Origin of the sequence: Stenotrophomonas sp. (genome assembly GCF_032066555.1) — a bacterium.
GTDB lineage: Bacteria > Pseudomonadota > Gammaproteobacteria > Xanthomonadales > Xanthomonadaceae > Stenotrophomonas.
On record NZ_DAMBKV010000028.1, the window covers coordinates 1 to 24,212 of the forward strand.

Genomic DNA, 24,212 nt, shown 5'->3' on the forward strand with positions numbered 1-24,212 from the left:
TGGCTTTGGCTTTGGCTTTGGCTTTGGCTTTGGCTTTGGCTTTGGCTTTGGCTTTTTCCCTTCTCCCGCTTGCGGGAGAAGGTGCCCCGAAGGGGCGGATGAGGGGGGCCTTTGGTTTTGCGGTAAAGCCCCCTTGCCGAGCATGGCTCGGCACTACAGTGCCCCCCATGCCGAGCATGGCTCGGCACTACGGTGCCTTATTTGCGGGCGGTGAGGATGGGGGTCAGGTAGTCCGCTTTGCCTTCGATGCGTTCCAGCGACGGGTAGCGCAGCCCGCCGTGGTAGTCGATGCTCAGTGTGCGGTACACGTCCATCTCCTTGACCAGCAGGCGCACCGGCTGCTTGCTGTCCTTGGCCGCACGCACGGCTTCTTCAAGCTCGTCGGCGCTGTACTGCAGGTCATTCACCGCCAGCACCTGCATGCCGGTGCCAACACCGGCGTTGAATGCGGCACTGTCCCAACGCACTTCATTGACGTAGCCGGCCGGGCTCAACGCCACACCCAGCGAGTAGATGAAGTTGGCACCGCGGCCCTTCATCATCGCCTTGAAATAGGCACTGGGCTTGTCCTTGTAAACCAGCTTCCAGCCTGCGGCTTCGATGCCACCGACCAGGCCGGCGCGATGGTCCACGCGCTCACGCAGGAACTGCGACCAGTCGCCGGTGGCCTGCACCTGCTCCAGCGTCGCGGCAACGTCCTCGAAGGTATAGGTGTCCGGGCGCTCCCATTGGCCGTCGTTCTGGCCGAAGAAGGCCTTGGCGAAATCATCCAGGCTGCGCTTGCCGCCACTGAGCGTGCGCAGGCGCACGTCGGCTTCCAGCCACAGCATCTGCCCGCCCTGGTAGTAGTCCTCGCTCATCTGGTAGCCGCGATAGGGCTTGGGCTTGCGGCGGGCGATCACCGGGTCGTTGGTGGTGTCACCCAGCGAACGCCATTCCAGGCCCGGGCGGTTGTCGGCATAAGTGGCCGCCACCATCGCCAGGGCATCGCGCGAGGCCTCCTGCGGACGGATGCCGGAACGCGCGGTCAGCACATTGCCCCAGTACTGGGTCTGGCCTTCGTACACCCACAGCAGGCTGCCCTGCATCGGCACGTTGTAGTTGAGCGTGGCCAGGTCAGCCGGACGACGGTATTTGCCATCCCAGGAATGCGTGTACTCATGGCCGAGCAGGTCGCTGCTGCCGACCTTGGCGTCCCAGCCGCTGAAGTAATCGCGATCTTCGCTGTTCTCGCTGGAACGCTGGTGCTCCAAGCCAATGCCGCCGAGCTGGTTGGTCACCGCGAACAGGAAGTCGTAGTGGTCGTAGTGCTCGGCACCAAACAGCTTGCGGGCCTGCGCCACCAGCGCGCGGTGCTGCTCGATGTGCTCGGGCTTGGCGTCCAGATCCTTGGCGCGGTCGGCAAACACGTTCAGCCGCACCGGCCGGGTGCCGGCCGGTGCCAGGTCGAACATGCGGTGGTAGCGGCCGGCGAACACAGGTGAGTCCACCAGGATTTCCAGGTTGGTCGGCGCGTAGTTGACGGTGTCACCGCTGCGGCTGGCCACGCTCAGGGCGCTGGCCGCTTCCCAACCCTGCGGGTAGCGCGCACTGGCCTGGTAGGTGATGGCATGCGCAGCGTGCCCGGCCGGGTATAGCAGCATCGCGTTCCACTGCAGGTTGAGCATGTTCGGCGTCATCACCGTTCGGCCCTGCGCCGAATCGGTGGGGCTGAGGAACTGGAAGTCCATGCGCAGCTCGCTCACGCCTTCGGGCACCTGCACGTTGAAGGTGTAGACGTCGAGCGGGTCACGCACCCAGTCCAGGCGCTGGCCGTTGCCGCTGATCACCAGTCCAGCCAGCTTCTCGATCTGGCCGGTGGGCGAATGGTTGCCCGGCAACCAGGCCGGGTAGTGGAAGCGTTGCAGGCCGGCCTGCACCGGCACGGTCTGGCGCACCTTGAACACGCGCTGGCCCAGGTCGGTGGCGTCCACCTCCAGGCGGATGGTGCCCGGGTACGCAGCCTCGCTGATCTTGACGCCGCGTGCATCCACGTCCGGCACATCCGGCGCCGCGTTGGCCAAGCCCATGGCGGCCATCAGGGCCAGCCCCAGTACTGCAGGACGGAACACATGCATCACCAACCTCTCGCTTGTCTGAGAGGGCCATCATGCGACAAGCCTGCGCTGCATGACACGGGCCGATGGTCATCAACACATCACCGGTAGTGCCGAGCCATGCTCGACAGAGGCTTTCCAAGCCAACGTCAAAAGCACCCCTCCCCAGCCCTCCCCTTGGCCTGCGGCCAAAGGGAGGGGTGTAGTGCCGAGCCATGCTCGGCAGAAGCTTTCCAAGCCAACTTCAAAAGCACCCCTCCCCAGCCCTCCCCTTGGCCTGCGGCCAAAGGGAGGGGGTGTAGTGCCGAGCCATGCTCGGCAGGGGCTCCATGCACCAAAAAAAAACACCGGCCAGCCCCGATCTGTAGGCGCGGCGCAGGCCGCGAAGCCACGAATGCCTGCTGGTCTGGCAGACGTGGCGATTGTTGTTGGCTGGGTTGGATTTGGCTATCCGCTGCTTCGGAAGCAACAGTGGCTTCGCGGATTACGCCGCTCCTACAAACAGACCCCAGGCTTACGTGCGGACAAAAATCTCCACGCGCCGATTGAGCTGCCTGCCGCTGGGGTTGTCCTTGCCATTGATCTCATTTGGCGCCACCGGCTGCGATTCACCGTAACCGCGTGCAGCCGCGTCGGTCGCGCTGCCCCGCTGGCGCAATGCTGCAAGCACGGCCTGGGCACGGCGCTCGGACAGGTCCTGGTTGTAATCGTCACTGCCCTTGGCATCGGTATGGCCGCGGATTTCCATCGCGCTGGATGGCACCTTGCCCAGCGCCGTCGCCAGCACATCCAGCACCTTGCCGGCATCCGGACGGATCACGTCCTTGTCGAAATCGAACAGCACCTTGTCATTGAGGGTGATGACATAGCCGCAGGGCGCACCGGAGGGCTTGAACTTGTCCAGCAGCGGGAACTTGCCGGCCGACGGCAGCGGCGGCAACGGCGCCATCTTCACTTCGCGCGGTACCGCGCCCACGGTACCGGTGCCATCGCCCCGATTTTCAACGATGCCTTCAGGGCCGCCAATCCATTTGCCAGAGCCATCGGCGTTGATCTCGATGTTGCCATCGCCACCCACCCAGCTGCCCGAGCCATCACCGTGGTTCTCGATGGTGCCGAAACTTCCCACCCAGCTGCCGGCACCCTTGCCGTCCAGTTCGATATTGCCGTGCGCGCCGACATAGCTGCCGGAGCCATCGGCATTCACCTCGAAGGTACCGGCATCGTTGACGACGCTGCCGCTGCCATCGGGCTTCACTTCCACCACGCCGTCGCCGGTTACCGCCTGGCCGCTGCCATCGGCACCGATGTTGAACACGCCGTGGCCGCCGACGCGCTCCAGGTTGCCCTGCGCGTCAACATTGGTGAAGCCGCTTTCATTGACCAGCCCACCATCGGTGGCGCAGTTGGCCGGGCGCACACTGATGCCGGCGACCGGATCGATCAGCGACTGCATCGATTGCTCAAGCCGCTTCTGCGCCGGGCCGCTGCCAACGATGCTGGGCACCATGATGGTCGGGATCACCGGGAATTCGATGCTGCCTGCAGTCAGCACTTCCGCGTTGGGGGCCGTTGCGGCAGCGGTCGCCGCAGGCGCAGCTTCCGGCGTTGCAGCAGCAGGTTGATCGGCAGGTGCATCGCGCCCGCAGGCGGCGACAAGAACACTGAGACAAGCCAGTGACACGACAGCAACACGCATGCAGCAACTCCCTTTGTGCGATACCCGCATTTTTGCCAACACCTTGTTCAATTTCCGTGACCGCCGCACGCTTGGCAACGCATGCTCAGGATTCGTCCAGCGCCGCGAACGAGGTGGCAAGGTGGTCGATGAACAATCGTACCGAGGGCAACAGGCCACGCCGCGATGGGAATACCGCGTGGATGATCTCCTTCGGCGGCGCCCAGTCCGGGGCGACATTCAGCAGTTGCCCGGTATCCAAGGCATCGCGCACGATCATCGTCGGCAGCTGCGCCACACCCACACCGGCCAATGCCGCGGCACGCAACGCCACCATGCCGCGGGTGATCAGACGCGGATGATGCGGTACTTCCGCCGTCGCGCCGCCTGGACCAATCAAGCGCCAGACGTGCTCGGCCTGTGGCACGCCAAGCGCCACGCTCGGCAATAGATGCAGATCCGCCGGGCCGTGCGAATGCCCATGTGTTTCCAGCAGCGACGGTGCGGCCACCAGACACTGGGTGCGCTCGGCCAATACCTTGAGCACCAGCTCGCTGTCTTCCAGCGGCGGCGGACGCACGCGGATGGCCACGTCCACGCCTTCGGCGATGACATCGACGCGGCGATTGGTGGCGTCCAGGTGCACCTCCACGTCCGGGCAGCGCGCCATGAAATCGGCCACCATCGCCGCCACCCGGAAATCCAGCAGCATGGTCGGGCAGCTCACCCGCACCACGCCGCGTGGCTGCGAGCGGGTCAGTTCGATCGACTCGGCCGCGGCTTCGGCCTCCACCAGCATGGCGCGGCAGTGCGCGTAGAAGGTCTGGCCGACCTCGGTGACCGAGAAGTGGCGGGTGGAACGCTGGATCAGACGCACGCCCAGCCGCTCCTCCAGCAGGGCGATACGCCGGCTCAGCTTGGACTTGGGCTCACCCAGCGCGCGCCCGGCCGGGGCAAAGCCGCCGTGTTCCACCACCTTGGCGTAGTAGTAAAGGTCGTTCAGGTCCTGCATCACTGCCCCAGCGTTCACCAGATAGGACTATGAGACCACTTTTTGCCGTCTACCGGCGTGATCGTCCCAATCCTAATCTTTGCCCCATCGCAGGCGCCCTCCCGGCGCCGCACAAGGAGCAGACAGATGAAGAAGATCAGTGGCCTCTACAGCGCCCCTCGTCCGCACTGGGTGGGTGATGGCTTCCCGGTCCGTTCGTTGTTCTCGTACAACACCCACGGCCGCCAGCTCAGTCCCTTCCTGCTGCTGGACCATGCCGGCCCGGCCGAGTTCACACCGGCCCAGACCCCGCGCGGCGTCGGCCAGCATCCGCACCGTGGTTTCGAGACCGTCACCATCGTCTACGACGGCGAAGTGGCGCACCGCGACTCCACCGGCGCCGGTGGCGAGATCGGCCCGGGTGACGTGCAGTGGATGACCGCTGCCTCCGGCATCCTGCACGAGGAGTTCCACTCCGAAGCCTTCACCCAGCGCGGTGGCAAGCTGGAGATGGTGCAGCTGTGGGTCAACCTGCCGGCCAAGGACAAGATGGCCGCGCCCGGCTACCAGAACATCAGCAATGCCGATATTCCGGTGGTGCCGCTGGCCGATGGTGCCGGCACGGTGCGGGTGATTGCCGGTGAATTCGGCGGTCAGCGTGGCCCGGCCCGCACGCATACGCCGATGGACGTGTGGGACCTGCGGCTGTCGCGTGACCAGCACACCACGCTGCAGTTCGCCGAAGGCCACACCGTGGCAATGGTGATCCTGCATGGCACCGTGCTGCTCAACGGCAACCAGGTTGCCCGCGAAGGCCAGCTGGTGCTGTTTGACCGCCAGGCCGGCGAAGTGCAGCTGGAGGCCAATGCCGACGCCACCGTGTTGGTACTGGCCGGTGAGCCCATCGACGAACCCATCGCCGGCTACGGCCCGTTCGTGATGAACACGCAGGAAGAAATCCGTCAGGCGATGGATGACTTCAACTCCGGCCGCTTCGGCCAGATCGCAGCGTAATGCTCAAGCCCCTCTCCCCATGGGAGAGGGGTTGGGGTGAGGGCGAACGAAGTCAGTACCAAGCAAACAACAGCGTAGTCCCCAATGACAGGGCCCACCCCGGTCATCTCTTCCCCGCACCACGGCACTCAGCCCGGTGCCATGCCATCCAGACCAAGAGAGTCTCGCCATGTATACCTTCCCTCACGTTGCCAACTTCAACGGCGCAAAACCCGTCATCGATCCTAACAACGTCGCAATGCTGTTGATCGATCACCAGAGCGGCCTGTTCCAGACCGTGCACGACATGCCGTTCACCACCTTGCGGCGGCTGGCCTCGACGTTGGCCAAGCTGGCCTCGCTGGCGAAAATCCCGGTGATCACCACCGCCTCGGTGCCGCAGGGCCCGAACGGCCCGCTGATTCCGGAAATCCACCAGAACGCGCCGCACGCGAAATACGTGGCGCGCAAGGGCGAGATCAATGCCTGGGACAACCCGGACTTCGTGCAGGCAGTGAAGGACACCGGCAAGAAGCAGCTGATCATCGCCGGCACCATCACCAGCGTGTGCATGGCGTTCCCGTCGATAGCCGCAGTGGCCGACGGCTACCAGGTGTTCGCGGTGATTGATGCCTCCGGCACCTATTCCAAGCAGGCGCAGGAAATCACCCTGGCGCGGATGATGCAGGCCGGCGTCGTGGTCATCGATGTGGCTGCGGTCGCCTCTGAACTGCAGAAGACCTGGAACCGCGAAGACGCCGCCGAATGGGCGCAGGCCTACACCAACATCTTCCCCAACTACCAGTTGCTGATCGAGAGCTACAGCAAGGCACAGGAAGTGGTGACCAACCACGAGCAGCTGGATTCACAGCGCAGCTGAGCCCTATCGCGAACTGGCTCCGCAGCAGCCGCAAGGCGGAGCCAGCATCGCCATTGAACGTGCAACAGCAGGTATTGCCGGAGACGCCCCATGTCCGAGCTATTCATCAATGTCGTTCTTTACGCCAAACAGGGCCGCGAGCAACAGCTGCACGATGCACTGAAGGTCGTCGTCGAAGCATCGCGCAAGGAAGAAGGCGCGCTGCGCTATGACCTGTATCGCGACCAGGCGGACCCACGCCGCTTCATCTTCGTCGAGCACTGGGCCAGCCACGAGCTGCGCGAGAAACACCATCACCACGGCCCGCACATCAAGTACTTCGAAGCGCACCACGCCGACGCCGTCGAGCGCACGGAAGCGGCGTACTTCATGGACCTCGTCAACTAAGTCCCCCGTTTATCCCGCCGCCATACACGGCGCGATGCCCAAGCGCGTGCTGCGCCTTCAGCACCCCAGAAAGGAACCCCGCCATGACCAGTGAAACCAAGCGTGACCCCCAGCGCGACGACCTGCTGACCCCGGAAAACTCGGCACTGATCGTCATCGACTACCAGCCGGTACAGGTGAACTCCATCGCCTCGATGGATCGCCAGCTGCTGGTCAACAACATCGTCGGCGTGGCCAAGGCCGGCAAGGTCTACGGCCTGCCGATCGTGCACTCCACGGTCAACGTGAAGACCGGCCTGAACCACCCGCCGATCCCGCAGCTGCGTCGCGTGCTGAAAGACGAGCCCACCTACGACCGCACCACCATCAACTCCTGGGAAGACGTGGAGTTCCGCAAGGCCGTGGAAGCCACCGGCCGCAAGAAGCTGATCATGACCGCACTGTGGACCGAGGCCTGCCTCACCTTCCCGGCGCTGGACGCACTGCGCGAAGGCTATGAGGTGTATGTACCGGTGGATGCCGTGGGCGGCACCTCGCTGGCCGCGCACGATGCGGCCTTGCGCCGCATCGAGCAGGCCGGCGGCAAGATGATCAGCGTGCCGCAGCTGTTCTGCGAACTGCAGCGCGACTGGAGCCGCGCCGACACCGCCAAGCAGTTCATGGAGTTGTTCATCAGCACCGGTGGTACCGCGGGTATCCAGTTCTCCTACGACGCTGCCGAGTAAGCAGATAGTGCCGCTCTCCCTCTCCGGCAAACGAAGAGGGAGAACGGTGGCTGCACTCGGGAAATCAACGGGCATCGTGCCGGCCCTGGCTCTCGTGCATGAATACGCGGGCACTATCCAAAGGTCCAGTTCCGCGCATCGTCGCTGCCGCGTTACCGTCCCCGGGTTGCTTCCCCACGGTATCCGCCCCATGCAGCCCACCACCCAAGACACCGCCTCGGCGCGCTTTGCGATCCGCTGTGCGAATTTTGCCGAACGCTGGTTCCCCGACTCCTGGGTGTTCGCCGCCCTCGCCCTGGCCGCCGTCTCGCTTGCGGCGCTGTCCATTGGCGCCGCGCCTACCGACACCGCCAAGGCCTTCGGCGACGGCTTCTGGAGCCTGATCCCCTTCACCATGCAGATGGCCTTCGTGGTGATCGGCGGCTATGTGGTGGCCTCTTCGGGTCCGGCCTCGCGCTTGATAGATCGGTTGGCCCGCGTGCCGAAGAACGGCCGCAGCGCGGTGGCACTGGTCGCCATCGTGTCGATGACCACATCGTTGTTGAACTGGGGCCTGAGCCTTGTGTTTGCCGGCCTGCTGGTACGCGCCCTGGCCCGCCGCAGCGAGCTGAAGATGGATTACCGCGCTGCTGGCGCGGCGGCGTATCTTGGCCTCGGTGCGGTCTGGGCCCTGGGCCTGTCCTCTTCGGCCGCACAGCTGCAGGCCAACCCGGCCAGCCTGCCACCGTCCATCCTGTCGATCACCGGCGTCATCCCGTTCACTGAAACCATCTTCCTGTGGCAGTCCGGCGTATTGCTGGCCGCGTTGGTGGTGGTATCGCTGATCATTGCCTACGTCACCGCACCTGCCGCCAACTCGGCGCGCGATGCCGCCGACTGCGGCGTGGATGTCAGCGCCGATGCCGCCCCGGCCAAGGCCAAGCCCACCCGCCCCGGCGAGTGGCTGGAACACAGCCCGCTGCTGATCCTGCTGCTGGTTGCGCTGGCCGCGGGTTGGTTGATCCACGAGTTCAGCACCAAGCCGGCGATCCAGGCGATCTCCGGCCTGAACACCTACAACCTTCTGTTCCTGATGGCTGGCGCGCTGCTGCACTGGCGCCCGCGCAGCTTCCTCGATGCGGTCTCGCGCGCCGTCCCGTCCACCACCGGCGTGTTGATCCAGTTCCCGCTGTACGGCTCCATCGCCGCCATCATGACCACGGTCAACGGCAGCGAAGGCCATAGCGTGGCCCACATCATCTCCACCTTCTTCACCCAGATCGCCAGCCACGACACCTACGCGCTGCTGATGGGCAGCTATTCGGCGGTGCTGGGCTTCTTCATCCCCTCCGGCGGTGGCAAGTGGATCATCGAAGCCCCGTACGTGATGCAGGTGGCCAATGAATTGCATTACCACCTCGGCTGGTCGGTGCAGATCTACAACGCCGCCGAAGCCCTGCCCAACCTGATCAACCCGTTCTATATGTTGCCGCTGCTCGGCGTGCTCGGCCTGAAGGCCCGCGACCTGATCGGCTTCACCTTCGTGCAGCTGCTGGTGCATACCCCGCTGGTGCTGCTGCTGTTGTGGGCGCTGGGTGCGACGCTGGCGTATACGCCACCCGTAATGCCTTGACGGTTTGCCGCTACGATTGAACGCAGAACGCCACGCATTGCGTGGCGTTCTGCTTTCTTGCAATTGGTTGGATGAAATCAAAACCAAGGGCATGCAAGCACCCCCTCCCAACCTCCCCCTTGGCTTCGCCAAAGGGGAGGAGCAGAGCAGCGCAACCTTCCGCCCCCTCCCTTTCGCCGGAGGCGAAGGGGAGGGTTGGGGAGGGGTAGCTTTTGATCTTCACCTTGATGACCTCCAGCCCATTGCATCTCCACCCGCAACTGCCACGATTCCCCAGCCACCACCCATCAGGAGCCGGCCATGCTGTCAGCTGCACTACGCGTGTTTGTTGTGGGAATGCTCTGCTTTGCCGGCAACGCCGTCGCGGCGCCACCCGATGCAGCCACCCTGCAGGCCATCGAGGCCACTGCTTACGACTATATGGACGGTCAGCTGGAAGGCGATGTCGCACGGGTGACGCGGGCGCTGCATCCGGATCTGGCCAAGCGCAATGTGGTTGCCAATCCCAATGAAACCCTGGGCCTGGGCCGGATGAGCTCGGATGAGCTGATCCGCTTCACCCGCGAGGGCGCGCTGAAGACGCCGCGCGAGCGGTGGCAGCGCACGGTGACGGTGCTGCAGGTGGACGAGGACATCGCCACGGTGCGGCTGGAGAGCCCGTGGTTCATCGATCACCTGCAGATGGGACGGTTTGACGGGCGCTGGGTGATCGTCAATGCGCTGTGGCATCGGAAGGTGCGGGGCGGTTGAGGCTTGGGGGCTTGGGCTTTGGGGTCTACGAGCGAGGAGCTTCCCCCACCCCAACCCCTCCCCCGTAAACGGGAGAGGGGCTCTACTTCGGCGGGTATTTTTTGTAACGGATACTGAACGAAGCCGGAAAACCCCGTTATCGTATGCGGCTTCCAACCGTTGCCCGCCGCGCCAGCCCATGAGCCAGACCGAAGTCGTGCATTCCACTTCCGAGCACGGTGCCTGCGAGAACTGCCGCACGCCGCTGCAGGGCCACTACTGCCATGGCTGCGGGCAGTCGGCGCATAACCCACTGAAGAACTTCGGGCATGCGGTCGAAGAGGTGTTCGAATCGTTCTGGCACCTGGACGGTCGCATTTTCCGCACCCTGCGTGACCTGCTGGTGCCGGGCCGGATTGCCGTCAACTTCCTCAAGGGCCAGCGCGTCGGCTATGTGCAGCCGCTGCGGCTGTTCGTGATCCTCACCCTGTTCACCTTCTTCGTCGGCAAGCTGACCCTGCATAGCGACGATTTCGGCACCGGCAACAACGCCGATCAGGCCTATGCCAAGGCGCAAACCGTGGCCGAGGTGGAAGCCACGCGGGCAGCACAGGTTGCGCAGCTGGAGCAGCAGCAGAAAGCGACGCCCGCCGCCGCCGCGGCATTCGCCGTGGCCATGGCCGCGGTCAACACGTCGGCGGCGCAACGCCGCGCCGAGCTTGAAGCGCAGGCAGCGCCTTCCGCACGCAGCGCTACCGACTCGGCGCTGGCGCGCGCCAACGACGCAGCGGACCGCGTCAGGGCCGAGAAGAAGGCCGTCTTCATCAATGTCCCGGTCAACGGCAAGCCTTGGGACGCCGAGACCAACCCCATCGTGCTGGAGGGCTGGCCGAAGTTCGTCAGCAACTGGCTCAATCGCCGCCTGGCCAATGGCCAGGCCAATGTCGAGCGCATGGGCAACAAGACCGACCTGTATGTCCAGGCCATCCTGACCTCGCTGCCCGGTGCGCTGTTCTTCCTGATGCCGATCTTCGCGCTGGTGCTGCGCGTCGCCTATATCAGGCAGCGGCAGATGGGCTACCTCGAACACCTGGTAGTGGCCTTGTACAGCCACTGCTGGTTGATGCTGGTGTTGCTGAGCACCTTCCTCATCGCCGGTATCAGTGGTGCGATCGGCAGCGCAGCGATCAGCACGCTCTGTGGCTGGCTGTACGCACTGTTGTGGTTGTCGGTGCCGATTTACCTGTTCTGGATGCAGCAGCGCGTATACGGTGGCAACCCGATCCTGACGCTGCTGCGCTACAGCTTCATCGGCTTCATCTATTTCTTCCTGGTCACCTTCGTGGTGATGTACGCGGTACTGGCCGGCGTGTCGGCTTGAAGCCGGTTTGAAGCCCGGGCGCCATGCCCCTGAGAAGAACCTGATCGGCCCCTGTAGCCCGGGTAAGCGCAGCGCACCCGGGGCTGTTGGCGCGTGCTCGGACGGACGTTGTGTTCCCTGCTTCCCGGGTGCGCCGCGCTTACCCGGTCTACGGCCTGACGATTCAAGCCTGCGTTGCCTGCATCCAGGCCTTGCGCGCCGCCTCGCCATGGAAGCTCCAGGCAACAAACCGGCTCTGCTTGTTGCCCTGCGCCATCGCTACTTCACGCACCTCGCCCGCGCCAACCTTGGCCAACTGCTTGTGGATATCGGGCAAATGCTCGCTCTTGGCCACCAGCGAGCTGAACCACAGCACCTGGTGCTGGATATCCACGCTCTCGCGGATCATCCGGCGCAGGAATGAGGCCTCACCACCGGTGCACCACAGTTCGTTGGCCTGGCCACCGAAGTTCAGCGCAGGCGCCTTGCGGCTGCCTGCCTGCGCGCTGCCCAGATTGCGCAGCTTGCGCTGGCTGCCCTGTGCCGCCTCGTTGGCCGAGGCATGGAACGGCGGGTTGCACAGTGTCAGGTGGAAGCGCTCATCGGCCTGCAGCAGGCCAGCGAACAGGTTGCCGCGTGCATGCTGCTGGCGCACTTCAATGATCTGGCCGAGACCATTGGCCTGCACATTGGCATTGGCGGCCTGCAACGCATCCGCATCGATATCGCTGCCGAGGAAGCGCCAGCGGTACTCGGCCTGCCCAAGCAGGGGATAGATGCAGTTGGCACCGACGCCAATATCCAGCGCGCGCACCGCGGGTCCACGTGGAATTGCGCCGTCATTGTCTGCAGCCAGCAGATCCGCCAGACCGTGCAGGTAATCCACCCGACCCGGAACTGGCGGGCAGAGATAGCCATCCGGGATATCCCATTGCTGGATGCCGTAGTCGCTGGCAAGCAGCGCGCGGTTGAGTTCACGCACGGCGGCTGGATTGCTGAAATCGATGCTGTCGGTGCCGGCCGGGGTACGGATCAGATGCGCACGCAATGCAGGGTTTGCCGCGACCAACCGCACCAGGTCATAGCGGCCCTGGTGACGGTTGCGGGGATGCAGGAGCGGCTGTGCCGGTGCAGCAATGGGCTTGGCACGTGGGCGTCGAGGCGAAGAAGTCATGTGCTTGTTGGATGCCAGTAGCGACAAGCCAGAGGCTTTCACTGTTTGTGGGAGCGGCGTCGGCCGCGAAGCACGTACATCATCAGATGGCACACGCTACCTGCGCTTCAACAGCCTCAGCTTCGCGGCTGACGCCGCTTCCACAACGTGGGATGCGGGCGCTGCCAGCTACGGCTGCTTTCTACAGCTCCGAACCCTGCACGTTCTGCAGCAGCTGCGCGCCGTGGTCACCCACGCGCAGCGCCAAGGCCGCGACAATCGCCGCATGCGCATCAGCCAGCACTTCGGCTTCGTTCTGGCTGGCATCGATGATCTGCTTGTTGGGCAGCTCCAGCTGCTGGAAGATCAGCCGGCAACGTTCCAGGTTCTGTGCGGTTTCGAAGTGATTGGGCTTGTCGCCACGGGCGCGGATACGCTCCAGCCCCTGCTCCGGCTGCAGGTCCAGCAACAGCAACAGGTTCGGGCGCGGCGCGAAATCGTTGGCCTGCAGCATCTCGTCCAGCGGCAGGCCGGCGGCGCCCTGGTAGGCAACCATCGACGGGAAATAGCGATCGAGGATGACGATCTCGCCCCGCGCCAGCGCGGGGGCGATCACTTCTTCCACATGTTGGCGACGGTCATGCAGCAGGTATTCGACCTCCTGCTCCGGGCTCAACCGGCCGGTGGCAGCGGTAGCACGCAGACGGGTGCCCCACGGACCATTGGTCGGCTCCTTGCCCAGCACCACCTGTGCGCCTGCAGCGCGCAGGTGCTGGGCCAGGGTGTGGGCGAGCGTGGTCTTGCCGGCGCCATCAATGCCTTCGATGGCAATGAGCAGGCCGCCGGGAATCTGTTGATTGTTCATGGGCGCTACTTTAATCCGATCCGGCCAATATCGCTCGGATTGGCGCGGCTCCCCTGCCCCGCCAATGCCCTGGCCGGAACGCCCTGTGCTCAGCGCTCGGGCGCCGTACAGCCGTTGATCGCACAGTACTCGGCGGCTCGCTGTCGCTCCTGCTCGGTCAGCTCCGGCGGCGGCCGGGCGATGGCCGACTGGATCTGGTCAGGGCCGCCGGTGAGCTTGTTCAAGCCTTGCCCAGCCTTCATCAGGCCATAGCCGATACCCATCATCAGGTAGCCTCCACTCATGCCCACCTGCTCCGGCGTGGGTGGCTCGCTCCAGTTCTTGCTGAAACGGTTGGGCGCGGCCTGTACCGGGTTCTTGAAGCGGTACAGATCCAGCGGCTCGTCGTCCTCGGGCTTGATCGCGCGCACCTCACCCAGGGTGGTGACGTTGTCCTGCCCTGCAGGCAGTTGCGCATCCTGATCCGTCGGCAGGGTCGCTTCAGGCGCAGCGGTGGTTTCCGCAGGCGGTGCTACCGGCACTTGTTGGGCCTGCGCGTGGAAGCATGCCAGGGCCCCCAGCACTACCAGCATCGTCCTGTATCGCCACATCACCTACCCGTCCTATCATGAACGCCCGAGCCACACGATATTACCGACGCCACCTTCAAATTTCGTGGCAGGTGGCTGGGCACCCATGATGTCCATTCACATTCATCGGTGCAGTGCCTGGCGACGGTCACTGACTGCAGCAAAAAAACGGATTTCGCCGATCAGTTCATAGGAGGAACGATGGCCAGGATGGCAGGCGCGTATGCGCGCTCAAATGGGGCAGCCGCGCAGAGGTTGCATTCATGAGCTTCTATATCGTTGTGAAACTGTTGCTGCTGGGTTTCGCCCTGGTCAGCTATCTGATCTACCAGTCACGGCGCTCGGCCAACCATGATGCCTTGCAGGTATTACGCAGGACGCCGGTCACACGCCCGCTGACGGAACCGGAAATCGCAGCCCTGGAGCCGCTGAAGGTCACGGAGAATTTGCTGTTCCAGCCCGAGGTCCGCCGCCTGACAGGGCCGTACCGCCAGCATGGCGTGAGCATCAACAGTGGCACCACCCTGCACGACACCATCAATGACGTGACCGTGCTGATGCCCTACGACGCCCCGGCGTTTGTGGGCGCCGAAAACGACGCGGAAGTGGTGATTTCCGGCGATATCGCCATCGTCGTCACATTGAACGGCTTCGATGTGGTGGGCGGCCGCCAGCGTGCGGTAGCAGGTACGCCAGCCACCGCCGCCGCAACAGACGCCGCACCCGCGCGATCCGAGCGTGCTCCCGGAAGCGTTGCGCCGGCTGCCCCAACCACGCCGACTGCTGATTCGGTTGAATGGTTGCATCAGCGCACCGAGACCGCGGTCGAAGCGCAGCTGCGCCTGCAGCAACGCTGGAAAAAAGCGCTGGCCTTGGCCTGGTTGGCAGCGGCGATCCTGCTGTGGCTTGGCGCGTGCCCGTTGGGCAGGATTGCGCAGACGATGTTCATCCTTGGCGGGTTGGGCTGCGTGCTTGTCGGCATCCTGCTGGCGCTGCGGCGCCCACGCGCGGATGCCCTCCCACGACGCCAGGTTGATCGCGCCCGCGGCCCGCTGTTGATGTTCACCCAGCGCGCTGCCGGCAACGCCGCCGTGGTCAACACCCATGCACTTCTCGGCGACAGCCTGAAGCTGCACCTGCCCGCTCATTGGCGCAACAGCGGCCGCGTCACTTCCGGCGAATCGGTCGAAATCGAGGTTGACCGCGACAGTGGCCGAGTCCTCGGGCTCGGCAACGGCTGGTCATTGGAAGACGAACAGCGACGCTTCCCTGAAGCCCGCTGGCGCACACCGCTATTGCTGAGCTTGGTGGGCGGGTTTGCGCTGATGCTGTCGCTGGCGGGAAATGATGGCGTCATCCCGAAGCTGAAAACCAGCATTGCCGCGATCATGCCCGGCAAGGTGCGCGAGGATGCAAGCGCGCAATCGCTGCTGAAGAATCCGCCATCGCGCGGCGATACGCTGCAGCTCTCCGGTACGGGGTTCTGTGCACCCGCATCGCACCGCGACGACTCCGGCGAAATGATTGCCGGCGCCGATTGCCTGCAGATCCGCTGGGGCGGCAAGCCCGTCAAGGCGGGCTCGCTCCAACTGGATCCAGCGCTCATGGCGTTGTACTCGGGCAATTACCTGCAGACACGCAGGTCCAGTTCACAGGCGATGCTCACCGCGATGATGGCTGGCACGGGCAACTATCCGTTGGGCGCATCCCCGTCGGTGCTGGAAGTCAGTGGGCTGCATGACCTGGTGACTCTGCTGGAGACCGTTTGCGCCACCGCATCCGCCGAATGTGATGCATTGAAGAGCTCGCTGGCACGAGCGCTGCAGCTCGAAGTCCATGATGAGAACGGCAGCAGGTTGCTGACGGACTGGCCGGCGCTGGCGCAGGAACTGCGCAAGCTGGGGGATTTTCCACCTGCCTTCAACAGCATCGAACTGAACATCGCTGACGTCGAGAACATCCGCGGGCTTACCCGCGATTTCGCCTCCGCCGACATTGCCCACGCGCTGTCCAGGCAGACAGCGCAGATTCTGGCTCAGGGCGAGGATGGGGTGACGCTGGCAATGGATGAACGTGTTGCAGATCCTTCTGCCGAGGATGCTGATAGCGGTGGCGACTACGGAAGCGGCGACCACCACGGCGCGAACGGTTTGCTGGAGCAATGGCAGCGCACCCAGCAGCTGCTGGGCAAGGAGTCACCATTCCAGATCAATGCCCGCGTCATAGGAGTGACCCAAACCGGCAACGGCCTGCGTGTGGAACTGTCGGCGCTGGACGGCGACCCCAGCAAAACGCCCTCCGCCATCGGCGGCACTTTGCTGCTTCTGCTCACCTTGGCCCTGCTTGGCAGCCAACTGCCACGGCTGTTCATTGGCATACGCGACGCCAGGCGGCGGCGTACGGCCTTGACCGAGGATATGCGCAAGCGCCCGCCCCCCGGGCAGCAACAGATGTTCTGAGCTTCGCCGGGAAGGACCAAAACCTGGAGAGCGGCGTACTGCGCAGACATGCCGTTCGCTTCGGCATATCGCCGTCTCAGCCATTGAGACGGCGATATGCTTCCATAAGGCTCTTTGATCGGCAGTCCGTGCATGGCGTTTTCCCTCGCTCCCCGCACCGAAGCCAGCGAACGGGCGCTGGCAACCACCGATGGCCTGCCCTCGCGTGACGGCTCGCTGCTCGGCCAGCGCCTGGCGCGGCGCTACAAGGACCGGGTGACCGGCAGTTTCACCATTCCGGGCCGCGAAGGCTGCTATGCCCCCATCCCCGATGACGTGCCCGAGGCACTGAAAGCCGCGCTGAAAGCACGCGGCATCGAGCAGCTGTATTCGCATCAGGCCGAGGCCTGGAATGCCAGCCAGCGCGGCGAGCACGTCGCCATCATCACCCCCACCGCCTCCGGCAAATCGCTGTGCTACACCTTGCCGGTGGTCAGCGCAGCGATGCAGGGCAATGCCAAGGCGCTCTACCTGTTCCCGACCAAGGCGCTGGCGCAGGACCAGGTGGCCGAGCTGCTGGAGCTGAACCGGGCCGGCGACCTCGGGGTCAAGGCCTTCACCTTCGATGGCGATACCCCCGGCGATGCGCGCCAGGCGATCCGCCTGCACGGCGATATCGTGGTCAGCAACCCCGACATGCTGCACCAGGCCATCCTGCCGCACCACACCAAGTGGGCGCAGTTCTTCGAGAACCTGCGCTATGTAGTGATCGACGAGATCCACACCTATCGCGGCGTATTCGGCAGCCACGTCACCAATGTGCTGCGCCGGCTCAAGCGCATCTGTGCGTTCTATGGCGTGCAACCGCAGTTCATCCTGTGCTCGGCCACCATCGGCAACCCCCATGCGCATGCCGAGGCGCTGGTGGAAGAGAAGGTGCATGCGATCACCGAGTCTGGCGCACCGACGGGGCCCAAGCACGTGCTGCTGTGGAACCCACCGGTCATCAACCCGGATCTTGGCCTGCGCGCCTCGGCGCGTTCCCAGGCCAACCGCATTGCCCGCATCGCGATCAAGAGCGGCTTGAAGACGCTGGTGTTCGCGCAGACGCGTTTGATGGTGGAGGTGCTGACCAAGTACCTGAAGGACATCTTCGATAACGACCCGCGCAAGCCGGCGCGCATCCGCGCCTACCGCGGCGGCTACCTGCCGACCGAGCGCCGCGAGGTGGAACGGGCGATGCGTGCCGGCAACATCGACGGCATCGTCAGCACCTCGGCCTTGGAGCTGGGCGTGGATATCGGTGCACTCGACGTGGTCATCCTCAACGGCTACCCCGGCAGCGTTGCGGCGACGTGGCAGCGCTTCGGCCGCGCCGGTCGCCGCCAGCAGGCCGCGCTCGGCGTGATGGTGGCCAGCAGCCAGCCGCTGGATCAGTACGTGGTGCGGCATCCGGATTTCTTCGCCAATGCCACGCCCGAGCACGCACGCATCTCGCCGGACCAGCCGCTGATCCTGTTCGATCACATCCGCTGCGCCGCCTTCGAGCTGCCATTCCTCGCAGGCGAACCGTTCGGGCCGATCGATCCGCTGGTATTCCTGCAGGCCCTGGCCGAAACCGAAGTGGTGCACCAGGAAGGCGACCGCTGGGAATGGATTGCCGACAGCTACCCCGCCAATGCGGTGAGCCTGCGCGCGGTGGCCGATGGCAACTTCGTGGTGGTGGACCGCAGCGACGGCAAGCAGCAGATCATCGCCGAGGTGGACTATTCCGCCGCTGCGCTGACCCTGTACGAAGGCGCCATCCACATGGTGCAGAGCACGCCGTACCAGGTGGAGCGGCTGGACTGGGACGGCCGCAAGGCCTACGTGACCCGCACGCACGTCGACTACTACACCGACAGCATCGACTACACCAAGCTGAAAGTACTGGACCGCTTTGATGGCAACGGCGCCGGCCGTGGCGATTCACACCACGGCGAAGTGCATGTGGTGCGGCGCGTGGCCGGTTACAAGAAGATCCGCTATTACACGCATGAGAACATCGGCTACGGCCCGGTCAACCTGCCCGACCAGGAACTGCATACCACCGCCGTCTGGTGGCAGCTGCCGCAGGCCACGCTGCTGCGCAGCTTCGCGCAGAAGCAGGACGCGCTGGATGGTTTCCTCGGTGCCGCCTATGCGCTGCACATCGTCGCCACCGTGGCGGTGATGGCCGACGCCCGCGACCTGCAGAAGGCGGTGGGCAATGGTGACGGTGCCTGGTTTGCGGTAGCCGACCAGACCGGCCGTGGCCAGCTGCGCGGCAACGAAGCCGGCGAAGGCGCGGTGGAGCTGATGCAGAGCTTCGTGCCGACGGTATACCTGTACGACAACTTCCCCGGCGGCGTGGGCCTGAGCGAGCCGCTATGGCAGCGCCAGGGCGAGCTGGTGCAGCGCGCCCTGGAGCTGGTGGAGCGCTGCGACTGCAATGCCGGCTGCCCCGCCTGCGTGGGCCCGGTGCTGGCGGCACAGGAAGAGGACAAGGGCGAGACGCCGCGTTCGCTGGCCTTGAAGGTGCTGTCGCTGCTGTCCGCCGAGCGTTGCGACCAGGTGCAGGCGGTTGCCGCCGATGAGGCGCTCGACCTGCTGCCATGAGCATCAGCCTGGACAAACTGAAGGCCCTGCGTAAGCAAGCGGGGCTGGCAACGGCAGCGCCTGTGGAGCCCGCAGCGCCCATGGCTTTTGTGGGAGCGGCGTCAGCCGCGAAGCCAGCGATGGGGGACCCTGCAGCATTGCCGGTTGCTCCGGATGCATCGGTTTCTTCTCCGGCTTCGGATACAGCAGTGGCTTCGCGGCTGACGCCGCTCCCACAAAAGCCGAAGACGGAATCTTCGGTGTTTGGATGGGTCGATCAGATCCAGCACAAACCCGCGGCCCCGCAGGACGGCGCCGCATTGCGGCGCTTGTTGGCGACACGCAACCGTGCCATCGCTCCTGCACAACAGGTCGAACGTGGCCCGGTGGATCGTGATCTACCCGGCACCGAGATTGCACCTGGCCTGCACCTGATCGAAGCCTTCATCCCGCAGGCAATTCCAACGCAAGCGCTGTCGTTGGCTTTCAGCAAACGTCCTGAAGAATCCGTCGCACCGCAGGATCTGCTGTTCTTCGACACCGAAACCACCGGCCTGGCCGGCGGCACCGGTACCCGTGCCTTCATGATCGGTGCCGCCGACTGGCATCACGATGCAGCGCGCGGCGAAGGCCTGCGCGTGCGCCAGCTGCTGATGTCGACGATGGGTGCGGAGAGCGCGATGCTGGAGCTGTTCGCCAGCTGGCTGGCCCCAACGACCGTGCTGTCCAGTTACAACGGCCGCTGCTATGACGCGCCGTTGTTGAAGACGCGTTACCGGTTGGCGCGGCGCGGTGATCCGATTTCGGCATTGGATCACGTGGACCTGCTGTTCCCCACCCGCCGCCGCTATCGCGGTACCTGGGAGAACTGCCGGCTGGCGACCATCGAACGGCAGTTGCTGCTGATCGCACGCGAGGATGACCTGCCGGGTTCGGAAGCGCCTGCGGCGTGGCTGAGCTACCTGCGCGGTGGCAGCGCGCGCAACCTGCGCCGTGTTGGTGAGCATAACCATCAGGATGTGGTGACATTGGCGCAGCTGTTCCTGCGCTTGGTGCAGGCGGAAGCAGATGAGCGGGCGGAGTTGGCGTTGGAAGCTGAGCGCTGAGTTTCAGTTGCTCTTCTCGCTTCACTTCAAGAGCCTACCCCTCCCCAACCCTCCCCTTGGCTGCGCCAAAGGGAGGGAGCAGAGCTTGGCCCCCTCCCTTGCGCGAAGCGCAGGGGAGGGTTGGGGAGGGGTGCTTTTGCTTCAGCTCTAAAGCCAAGCCCCAGCGAACCCTCCCAGAACATCACCCACCAAGCGGCTGCGCGACTCCACTGCTGATCGCTTCGCGAATCAGCTGCTCCGCATCACGATTGGCCCTGGCACTGGCTGCTGCCTGCTGCCTGCCCAGCTCCGCCTGCTGCTTGCCCAAGGCCACCTGCTGTGCGGCCAGGCTTTCCATCTCCGCACGCATCGCCGGGTTCTGCATTTCTTCGCGGGCCTGATCAAGCTTGCGCCGTGCCTCTTCAGACGCGCGGCGTTGTGCGGCGGTACGTTCACCCGAACTCAATGCCAGCTGCGCCTGCTCACTCGCCAACTCACCAATCCGTGCGCCGATCTCGCCCATGCGCTCACCGATCTGCCCCTGGCGGTCACCCAACGCTCCCTGCCGGTCACCCAGCCGACCCTGCGCATCAGCCAGACGCACGGTCTCGGCATGTAGCTGCTCAAAGCGCGACAAGGTTGCCGCATCACGCACCACATAGCGCTTGCCATCACGGCGTACCAGCAGCACGCCCTTGCCATCGTCCAGTTGCTTGGCTTCGCGCAGGTCGGCGACGCTGCCATTCATGACGTTGTGGTTGCCCCTGATCAGCACATAACCATCGGCGTTCTGGTTGCTGGAAAGGTGGATAACGCCTTGCGTGCGGAGTGGTGCAGCGGGGGCTGGCGGGGCCGCCGGCGGTGCGGGTGGCACGACCAATGCCGGTGGTGCTGGCGGCGCAGGCGGTGCAGCGGGTACCGCAGTGCCGGCAACTACCGTACGTGTCGCCGAGCGGGTAACCGGTGCAGTTGGCGCAACCGGCGCGACGGGCGCGGCCACAGGAGCAGGCGGTGCGGGTGGCGCAGGCGGTACCGGCATCGCCACCAACCGCAGCGGTGCTACGCCGACCAGCGCGACGGCAGCGATGATCAGGGCCGCACCGACGCGCGGGAAGGAAGAAGTGTCCTGCAACATGAGCAATCTCCGCTTGAGGCTGAGGAAGGTCGGCGACGCGCTGGCCAGACCAGCACCGGGCCGGGGAGCGACGCCCAGCTGCAGCAGCAGGCGCCCGTAGTGTTGGCGGCAGTGGCGGTCACCGGCGACCACCGCGGCATCCACCGCGGCTTCGCGGGCAATGCCATATTCGCGGGCGGCCAGGTGCACCACCGGATGGAAGAAGAACAGGTGCTGGGCGAGCGCAGGCACCAATCCCAGCCACAGGTCATGGCGTTGCAGATGCACCAGCTCATGGGTCAAGGCCATGTCCAGCTGGTCGTCGCCCATGCGCTGCAGGCCACGTGCCGGCAACAGCAGTACCGGACGCCACGGTCCAATCAGCTGCGGCGAGTCGATCGCAGTGCTGAGCATCAGGCGCGGTGCGCGGTGCAGGCCATGCGCATCGGCGGCCAGCGCGAGTGCGGCGTTGAGCTTGTGGTCGTGGCAGGGCTGTGCGGCACGCAGCAGGGCACGGCTGGCGCGATACGCCAGCGCGGTGCGCAAGGCCATCACCAATACACCGGCGGCCCACAACGCCATCAGCACCAGGCTCCATGACCAGTTGCTGTCCACCGGCAAGGGCTGCATCACGATGAGCGGTGCGGTAGTCACCGGCGCAGCGGTTGCGGCAGCCTGTGCCACCACCGGTGCAGCCTCGACCGCAGGCAGCAGCGGCAACTCCAGCGGTGACACCCAGAACAGGCCAACCACCGCCTGCACCGCCACCAGCCACCACAGCGCGCACTGGGTGCTGGCCGGCAGCCGTCGCACATATCGGCACAGCAGCCACACCAGCCCAGCCAACAGCGCGGTCTGCACGCTGGTCGCCAACAGGCGGCTGCCCAACAACTCAAGCGTCATCGACATGGCTCAGTCCTCCCGGCGCTGCGATTGCAGCTTGCTGACCAGTGCTTCCAGTTCGGCCAGTTCGTTGTCGCTGACCTCGGCCTTCTCCGACATCCACGCCACGAACGGCGAGATCGAGCCCTGCAGGGTCTTCTCGACGAAGCTGCCGACCGCGCCGTTGACCACGTCCTGCTGCTCGGCCGTGGTGCAGTAGCGGTACACGCCCTCGTCCTGCTCGCGCTGCAGGTAGCCCTTGTTGCGCAGGCGCTCCATCATCGTCAGCACGGTGGAGCGGGCCAGTCCGCGGGCCTCACCGAAGCGTGCGGCAACCTCGCCGACGCTGGTGGGTTCGTTCTCTCCGATGTACTGCAGCAGGGCCAGTTCCTGGTCCCCGATGGTCTTGCGGCGCATGGCCGTCTCCGTGACTACATTTGTCGTCACGGTAGATCTGCCTACATTTGTAGTCAATAGCCCGGATGGCACCCCGACCGCTGCCGGGCTGAATGATTCAGCTGACGGCGCTGTCGATCTGCCAGCGCGCGAACTCGCTCTCGAACTCGGCCAGCGTCAACAGCCCAAGACAGGCATGGGTTCCGATCGGCAACACTTCGCCGCGGGCGAAACGGCGTGCCAGCAGCACGGCCGCGAAGGTCGGAATCTCCGGACCGTGCAGCATTGGAGCAGTGAGATCCCAATGCACAATGTGCTGCAGGACGCCGCGTTGGCCACGCAGGGTGATGCGCATGCCGCCAAGATCGGTACCGAAGCGATCGAACCAGCGACCAGCGCGGGCAAATACGCCGGCCAGCGCTTCCATCGGCAATGGCAGGCCCATGCGCCGAAGCCAGGCCATCGCAGCCAGGCAGCGCGACAGGAACGGCAACTCCAGCGCCGCGCGGAAGCGCACGGTCGCCACGCCCGGATAGCGCTGCACCAGCAGCGTGTGGTCCGGCACATCACAGGGCGAAGCCAGGCGCGGACCGATGCGGGCGAAGCGCACCGGCTGCGGATCGGCCCAGCCGATCACCGTCTGCCAGCGGCCATCCAGCCAGCACTCGAACGGCTTGCCGCAATACGACAGCACCGCACGCACGGTGGCCATGCCCAGCGGCGTGGCCTGTGCGGGTGCAATCACCATGTCGATGCTGTGCAGCTGATCGAACTGCGGGGCGAGTGCATCCACCACCGCGCTGGACAGCGCCGGCAAGGTGCTGGCGCCGCTGATCGCACTGCGTTGCGTCTGTTCGGCCAGGGCCTGCAACTGCTGCGGGAAGTCGGCGACAAAGTCGCGGCCGTCGGCCAGATCGATGTAGTGCATGCCCGCACGCAGGCAGGCCTGTGCCACATCGTAGCCCTGCCCTTGGAACGGCCCTGCGGTATGGATGACCAAGGCTGCTCGCGTATACGCAAGCTGTACCTCGAAATCAGCGGCGGCGGTATCCAGCCGGCACAACTCGATGGTCGCCAGATCCACACCGTGCAGATTGGCTGCGGCCTGCGCTGGATTGCGCCCAGCGGCTATGACTTTGATGCCCGGTGTAATCGCAAGTGCGCGCACGATGCGCGCGCCGAAATGACCGTAACCGCCCAACACCAGAACACGACAGCTTTCCTGCTGTGACATCGGATCTTCCTGCGTCGATTGCTGGGTGGATTATCGGCGAGGAATGCACCGCATCGCCCTCTCCCCTGCGCGTTGCGCAAGGGAGGGAGCTTTGGCCCCTCCCCTTTGGCGCAGCCAAGGGGGAGGTTGGGAGGGGGTGGCTTTGGCTGTTGCTTGCGCTCGTCGATCAACGTTCCTGCGAAGAGCACCCCTCCCCAACCCTCCCCTGCGCGTTGCGCAAGGGAGGGAGCTGTAGCCCCTCCCCTTTGGCGCAGCCAAGGGGGAGGTTGGGAGGGGGTGGCTTTGGCTGTTGCTTGGGCTCGTGGATCAACGTTCCTGCAAAGAGCACCCCTCCCCAACCCTCCCCTGCGCGTTGCGCAAGGGAGGGAGCTTTGGCCCCTCCCCTTTGGCGCAGCCAAGGGGGAGGTTG

General features: G+C 65.0%; 17 protein-coding genes and 2 pseudogenes. 10 read left to right on the plus strand and 9 right to left on the minus strand.

The window, feature by feature from the left end:
• Nucleotides 1-197: 197 nt before the first annotated feature.
• The 3 genes from RT131_RS18840 to RT131_RS18850 all read right to left on the minus strand — a co-directional run bounded on the left by RT131_RS18840 (nucleotide 198) and on the right by RT131_RS18850 (nucleotide 4,786).
• Nucleotides 198-2,111, minus strand: coding sequence for a peptidase M61 (locus RT131_RS18840; protein WP_313174474.1), 1,914 nt, complete (start codon nucleotides 2,109-2,111; stop codon nucleotides 198-200).
• A gap of 499 nt (nucleotides 2,112-2,610) precedes the next feature.
• A complete protein-coding gene (locus RT131_RS18845; protein WP_313174442.1) occupies nucleotides 2,611-3,795 on the minus strand; it encodes an OmpA family protein in 1,185 nt (394 codons plus the stop codon).
• A gap of 85 nt (nucleotides 3,796-3,880) precedes the next feature.
• Nucleotides 3,881-4,786: a LysR family transcriptional regulator gene (locus RT131_RS18850; RefSeq protein ID WP_313174476.1), complete on the minus strand. Its 906-nt coding sequence runs from the start codon at nucleotides 4,784-4,786 to the stop codon at nucleotides 3,881-3,883.
• Between the two features lie 126 nt (nucleotides 4,787-4,912).
• On the opposite strand from RT131_RS18850, the gene RT131_RS18855 reads away from it, so the two are divergent.
• The 7 genes from RT131_RS18855 to RT131_RS18885 all read left to right on the plus strand — a co-directional run bounded on the left by RT131_RS18855 (nucleotide 4,913) and on the right by RT131_RS18885 (nucleotide 11,472).
• Nucleotides 4,913-5,779 (plus strand): pirin family protein, encoded by an 867-nt coding sequence (locus tag RT131_RS18855; protein WP_313174443.1) that lies wholly within the window; start codon nucleotides 4,913-4,915, stop codon nucleotides 5,777-5,779.
• A 169-nt stretch (nucleotides 5,780-5,948) separates the two neighbouring features.
• Nucleotides 5,949-6,638, plus strand: a complete 690-nt coding sequence (locus tag RT131_RS18860; protein ID WP_313174445.1) for an isochorismatase family protein — start codon at nucleotides 5,949-5,951, stop codon at nucleotides 6,636-6,638.
• 90 nt (nucleotides 6,639-6,728) lie between these two features.
• Nucleotides 6,729-7,025, plus strand: a complete 297-nt coding sequence (locus tag RT131_RS18865) for an antibiotic biosynthesis monooxygenase (RefSeq protein ID WP_313174447.1) — start codon at nucleotides 6,729-6,731, stop codon at nucleotides 7,023-7,025.
• A gap of 83 nt (nucleotides 7,026-7,108) precedes the next feature.
• Nucleotides 7,109-7,750 (plus strand): hydrolase, encoded by a 642-nt coding sequence (locus tag RT131_RS18870; RefSeq protein WP_313174449.1) that lies wholly within the window; start codon nucleotides 7,109-7,111, stop codon nucleotides 7,748-7,750.
• Nucleotides 7,751-7,940: 190 nt separating this feature from the next.
• A complete protein-coding gene (locus RT131_RS18875; RefSeq protein ID WP_313174451.1) occupies nucleotides 7,941-9,362 on the plus strand; it encodes a TIGR00366 family protein in 1,422 nt (473 codons plus the stop codon).
• Nucleotides 9,363-9,662: 300 nt separating this feature from the next.
• Complete coding sequence (locus RT131_RS18880; protein ID WP_313174452.1) at nucleotides 9,663-10,112, plus strand: nuclear transport factor 2 family protein; 450 nt, start codon at nucleotides 9,663-9,665, stop codon at nucleotides 10,110-10,112.
• Nucleotides 10,113-10,290: 178 nt separating this feature from the next.
• On the plus strand, nucleotides 10,291-11,472 hold the full coding sequence (locus tag RT131_RS18885; protein ID WP_313174453.1) for a DUF3667 domain-containing protein: 1,182 nt from the start codon (nucleotides 10,291-10,293) through the stop codon (nucleotides 11,470-11,472).
• Between the two features lie 163 nt (nucleotides 11,473-11,635).
• Here the strand turns inward: RT131_RS18885 and rlmF are convergent, their stop codons facing one another.
• The 3 genes from rlmF to RT131_RS18900 form a co-directional block, all read right to left on the minus strand.
• Nucleotides 11,636-12,625: a 23S rRNA (adenine(1618)-N(6))-methyltransferase RlmF gene (gene rlmF / locus RT131_RS18890; RefSeq protein WP_313174454.1), complete on the minus strand. Its 990-nt coding sequence runs from the start codon at nucleotides 12,623-12,625 to the stop codon at nucleotides 11,636-11,638.
• 181 nt (nucleotides 12,626-12,806) lie between these two features.
• Nucleotides 12,807-13,469 carry a dTMP kinase gene (gene tmk / locus RT131_RS18895; RefSeq protein ID WP_313174455.1) on the minus strand — a complete coding sequence of 221 codons (663 nt, stop codon included), beginning with the start codon at nucleotides 13,467-13,469 and terminating at the stop codon, nucleotides 12,807-12,809.
• Nucleotides 13,470-13,558: 89 nt separating this feature from the next.
• The gene (locus tag RT131_RS18900; RefSeq protein WP_313174478.1) at nucleotides 13,559-14,041 is read right to left on the minus strand and encodes a hypothetical protein; all 483 of its coding nucleotides are present in this window, start codon (nucleotides 14,039-14,041) and stop codon (nucleotides 13,559-13,561) included.
• A gap of 260 nt (nucleotides 14,042-14,301) precedes the next feature.
• Between RT131_RS18900 and RT131_RS18905 the strand changes: the two genes are divergently transcribed.
• The 3 genes and pseudogenes from RT131_RS18905 to RT131_RS18915 form a co-directional block, all read left to right on the plus strand.
• Nucleotides 14,302-16,497: an IgaA/UmoB family intracellular growth attenuator gene (locus tag RT131_RS18905; RefSeq protein ID WP_313174457.1), complete on the plus strand. Its 2,196-nt coding sequence runs from the start codon at nucleotides 14,302-14,304 to the stop codon at nucleotides 16,495-16,497.
• Nucleotides 16,498-16,629: 132 nt separating this feature from the next.
• Nucleotides 16,630-19,047, plus strand: a pseudogene (locus RT131_RS18910) (DEAD/DEAH box helicase); the annotation flags it as partial.
• A gap of 68 nt (nucleotides 19,048-19,115) precedes the next feature.
• A pseudogene (locus RT131_RS18915) lies at nucleotides 19,116-20,198 on the plus strand (ribonuclease H-like domain-containing protein); the annotation flags it as partial.
• 181 nt (nucleotides 20,199-20,379) lie between these two features.
• Here the strand turns inward: RT131_RS18915 and RT131_RS18920 are convergent.
• From RT131_RS18920 to RT131_RS18930, 3 genes are all read right to left on the minus strand, one after another.
• A complete protein-coding gene (locus RT131_RS18920) occupies nucleotides 20,380-22,200 on the minus strand; it encodes a M56 family metallopeptidase (protein ID WP_313174458.1) in 1,821 nt (606 codons plus the stop codon).
• Between the two features lie 3 nt (nucleotides 22,201-22,203).
• Nucleotides 22,204-22,590, minus strand: a complete 387-nt coding sequence (locus RT131_RS18925) for a BlaI/MecI/CopY family transcriptional regulator (protein ID WP_313174460.1) — start codon at nucleotides 22,588-22,590, stop codon at nucleotides 22,204-22,206.
• Between the two features lie 97 nt (nucleotides 22,591-22,687).
• Nucleotides 22,688-23,803: a saccharopine dehydrogenase NADP-binding domain-containing protein gene (locus RT131_RS18930; RefSeq protein ID WP_313174461.1), complete on the minus strand. Its 1,116-nt coding sequence runs from the start codon at nucleotides 23,801-23,803 to the stop codon at nucleotides 22,688-22,690.
• Nucleotides 23,804-24,212 lie beyond the last annotated feature (409 nt).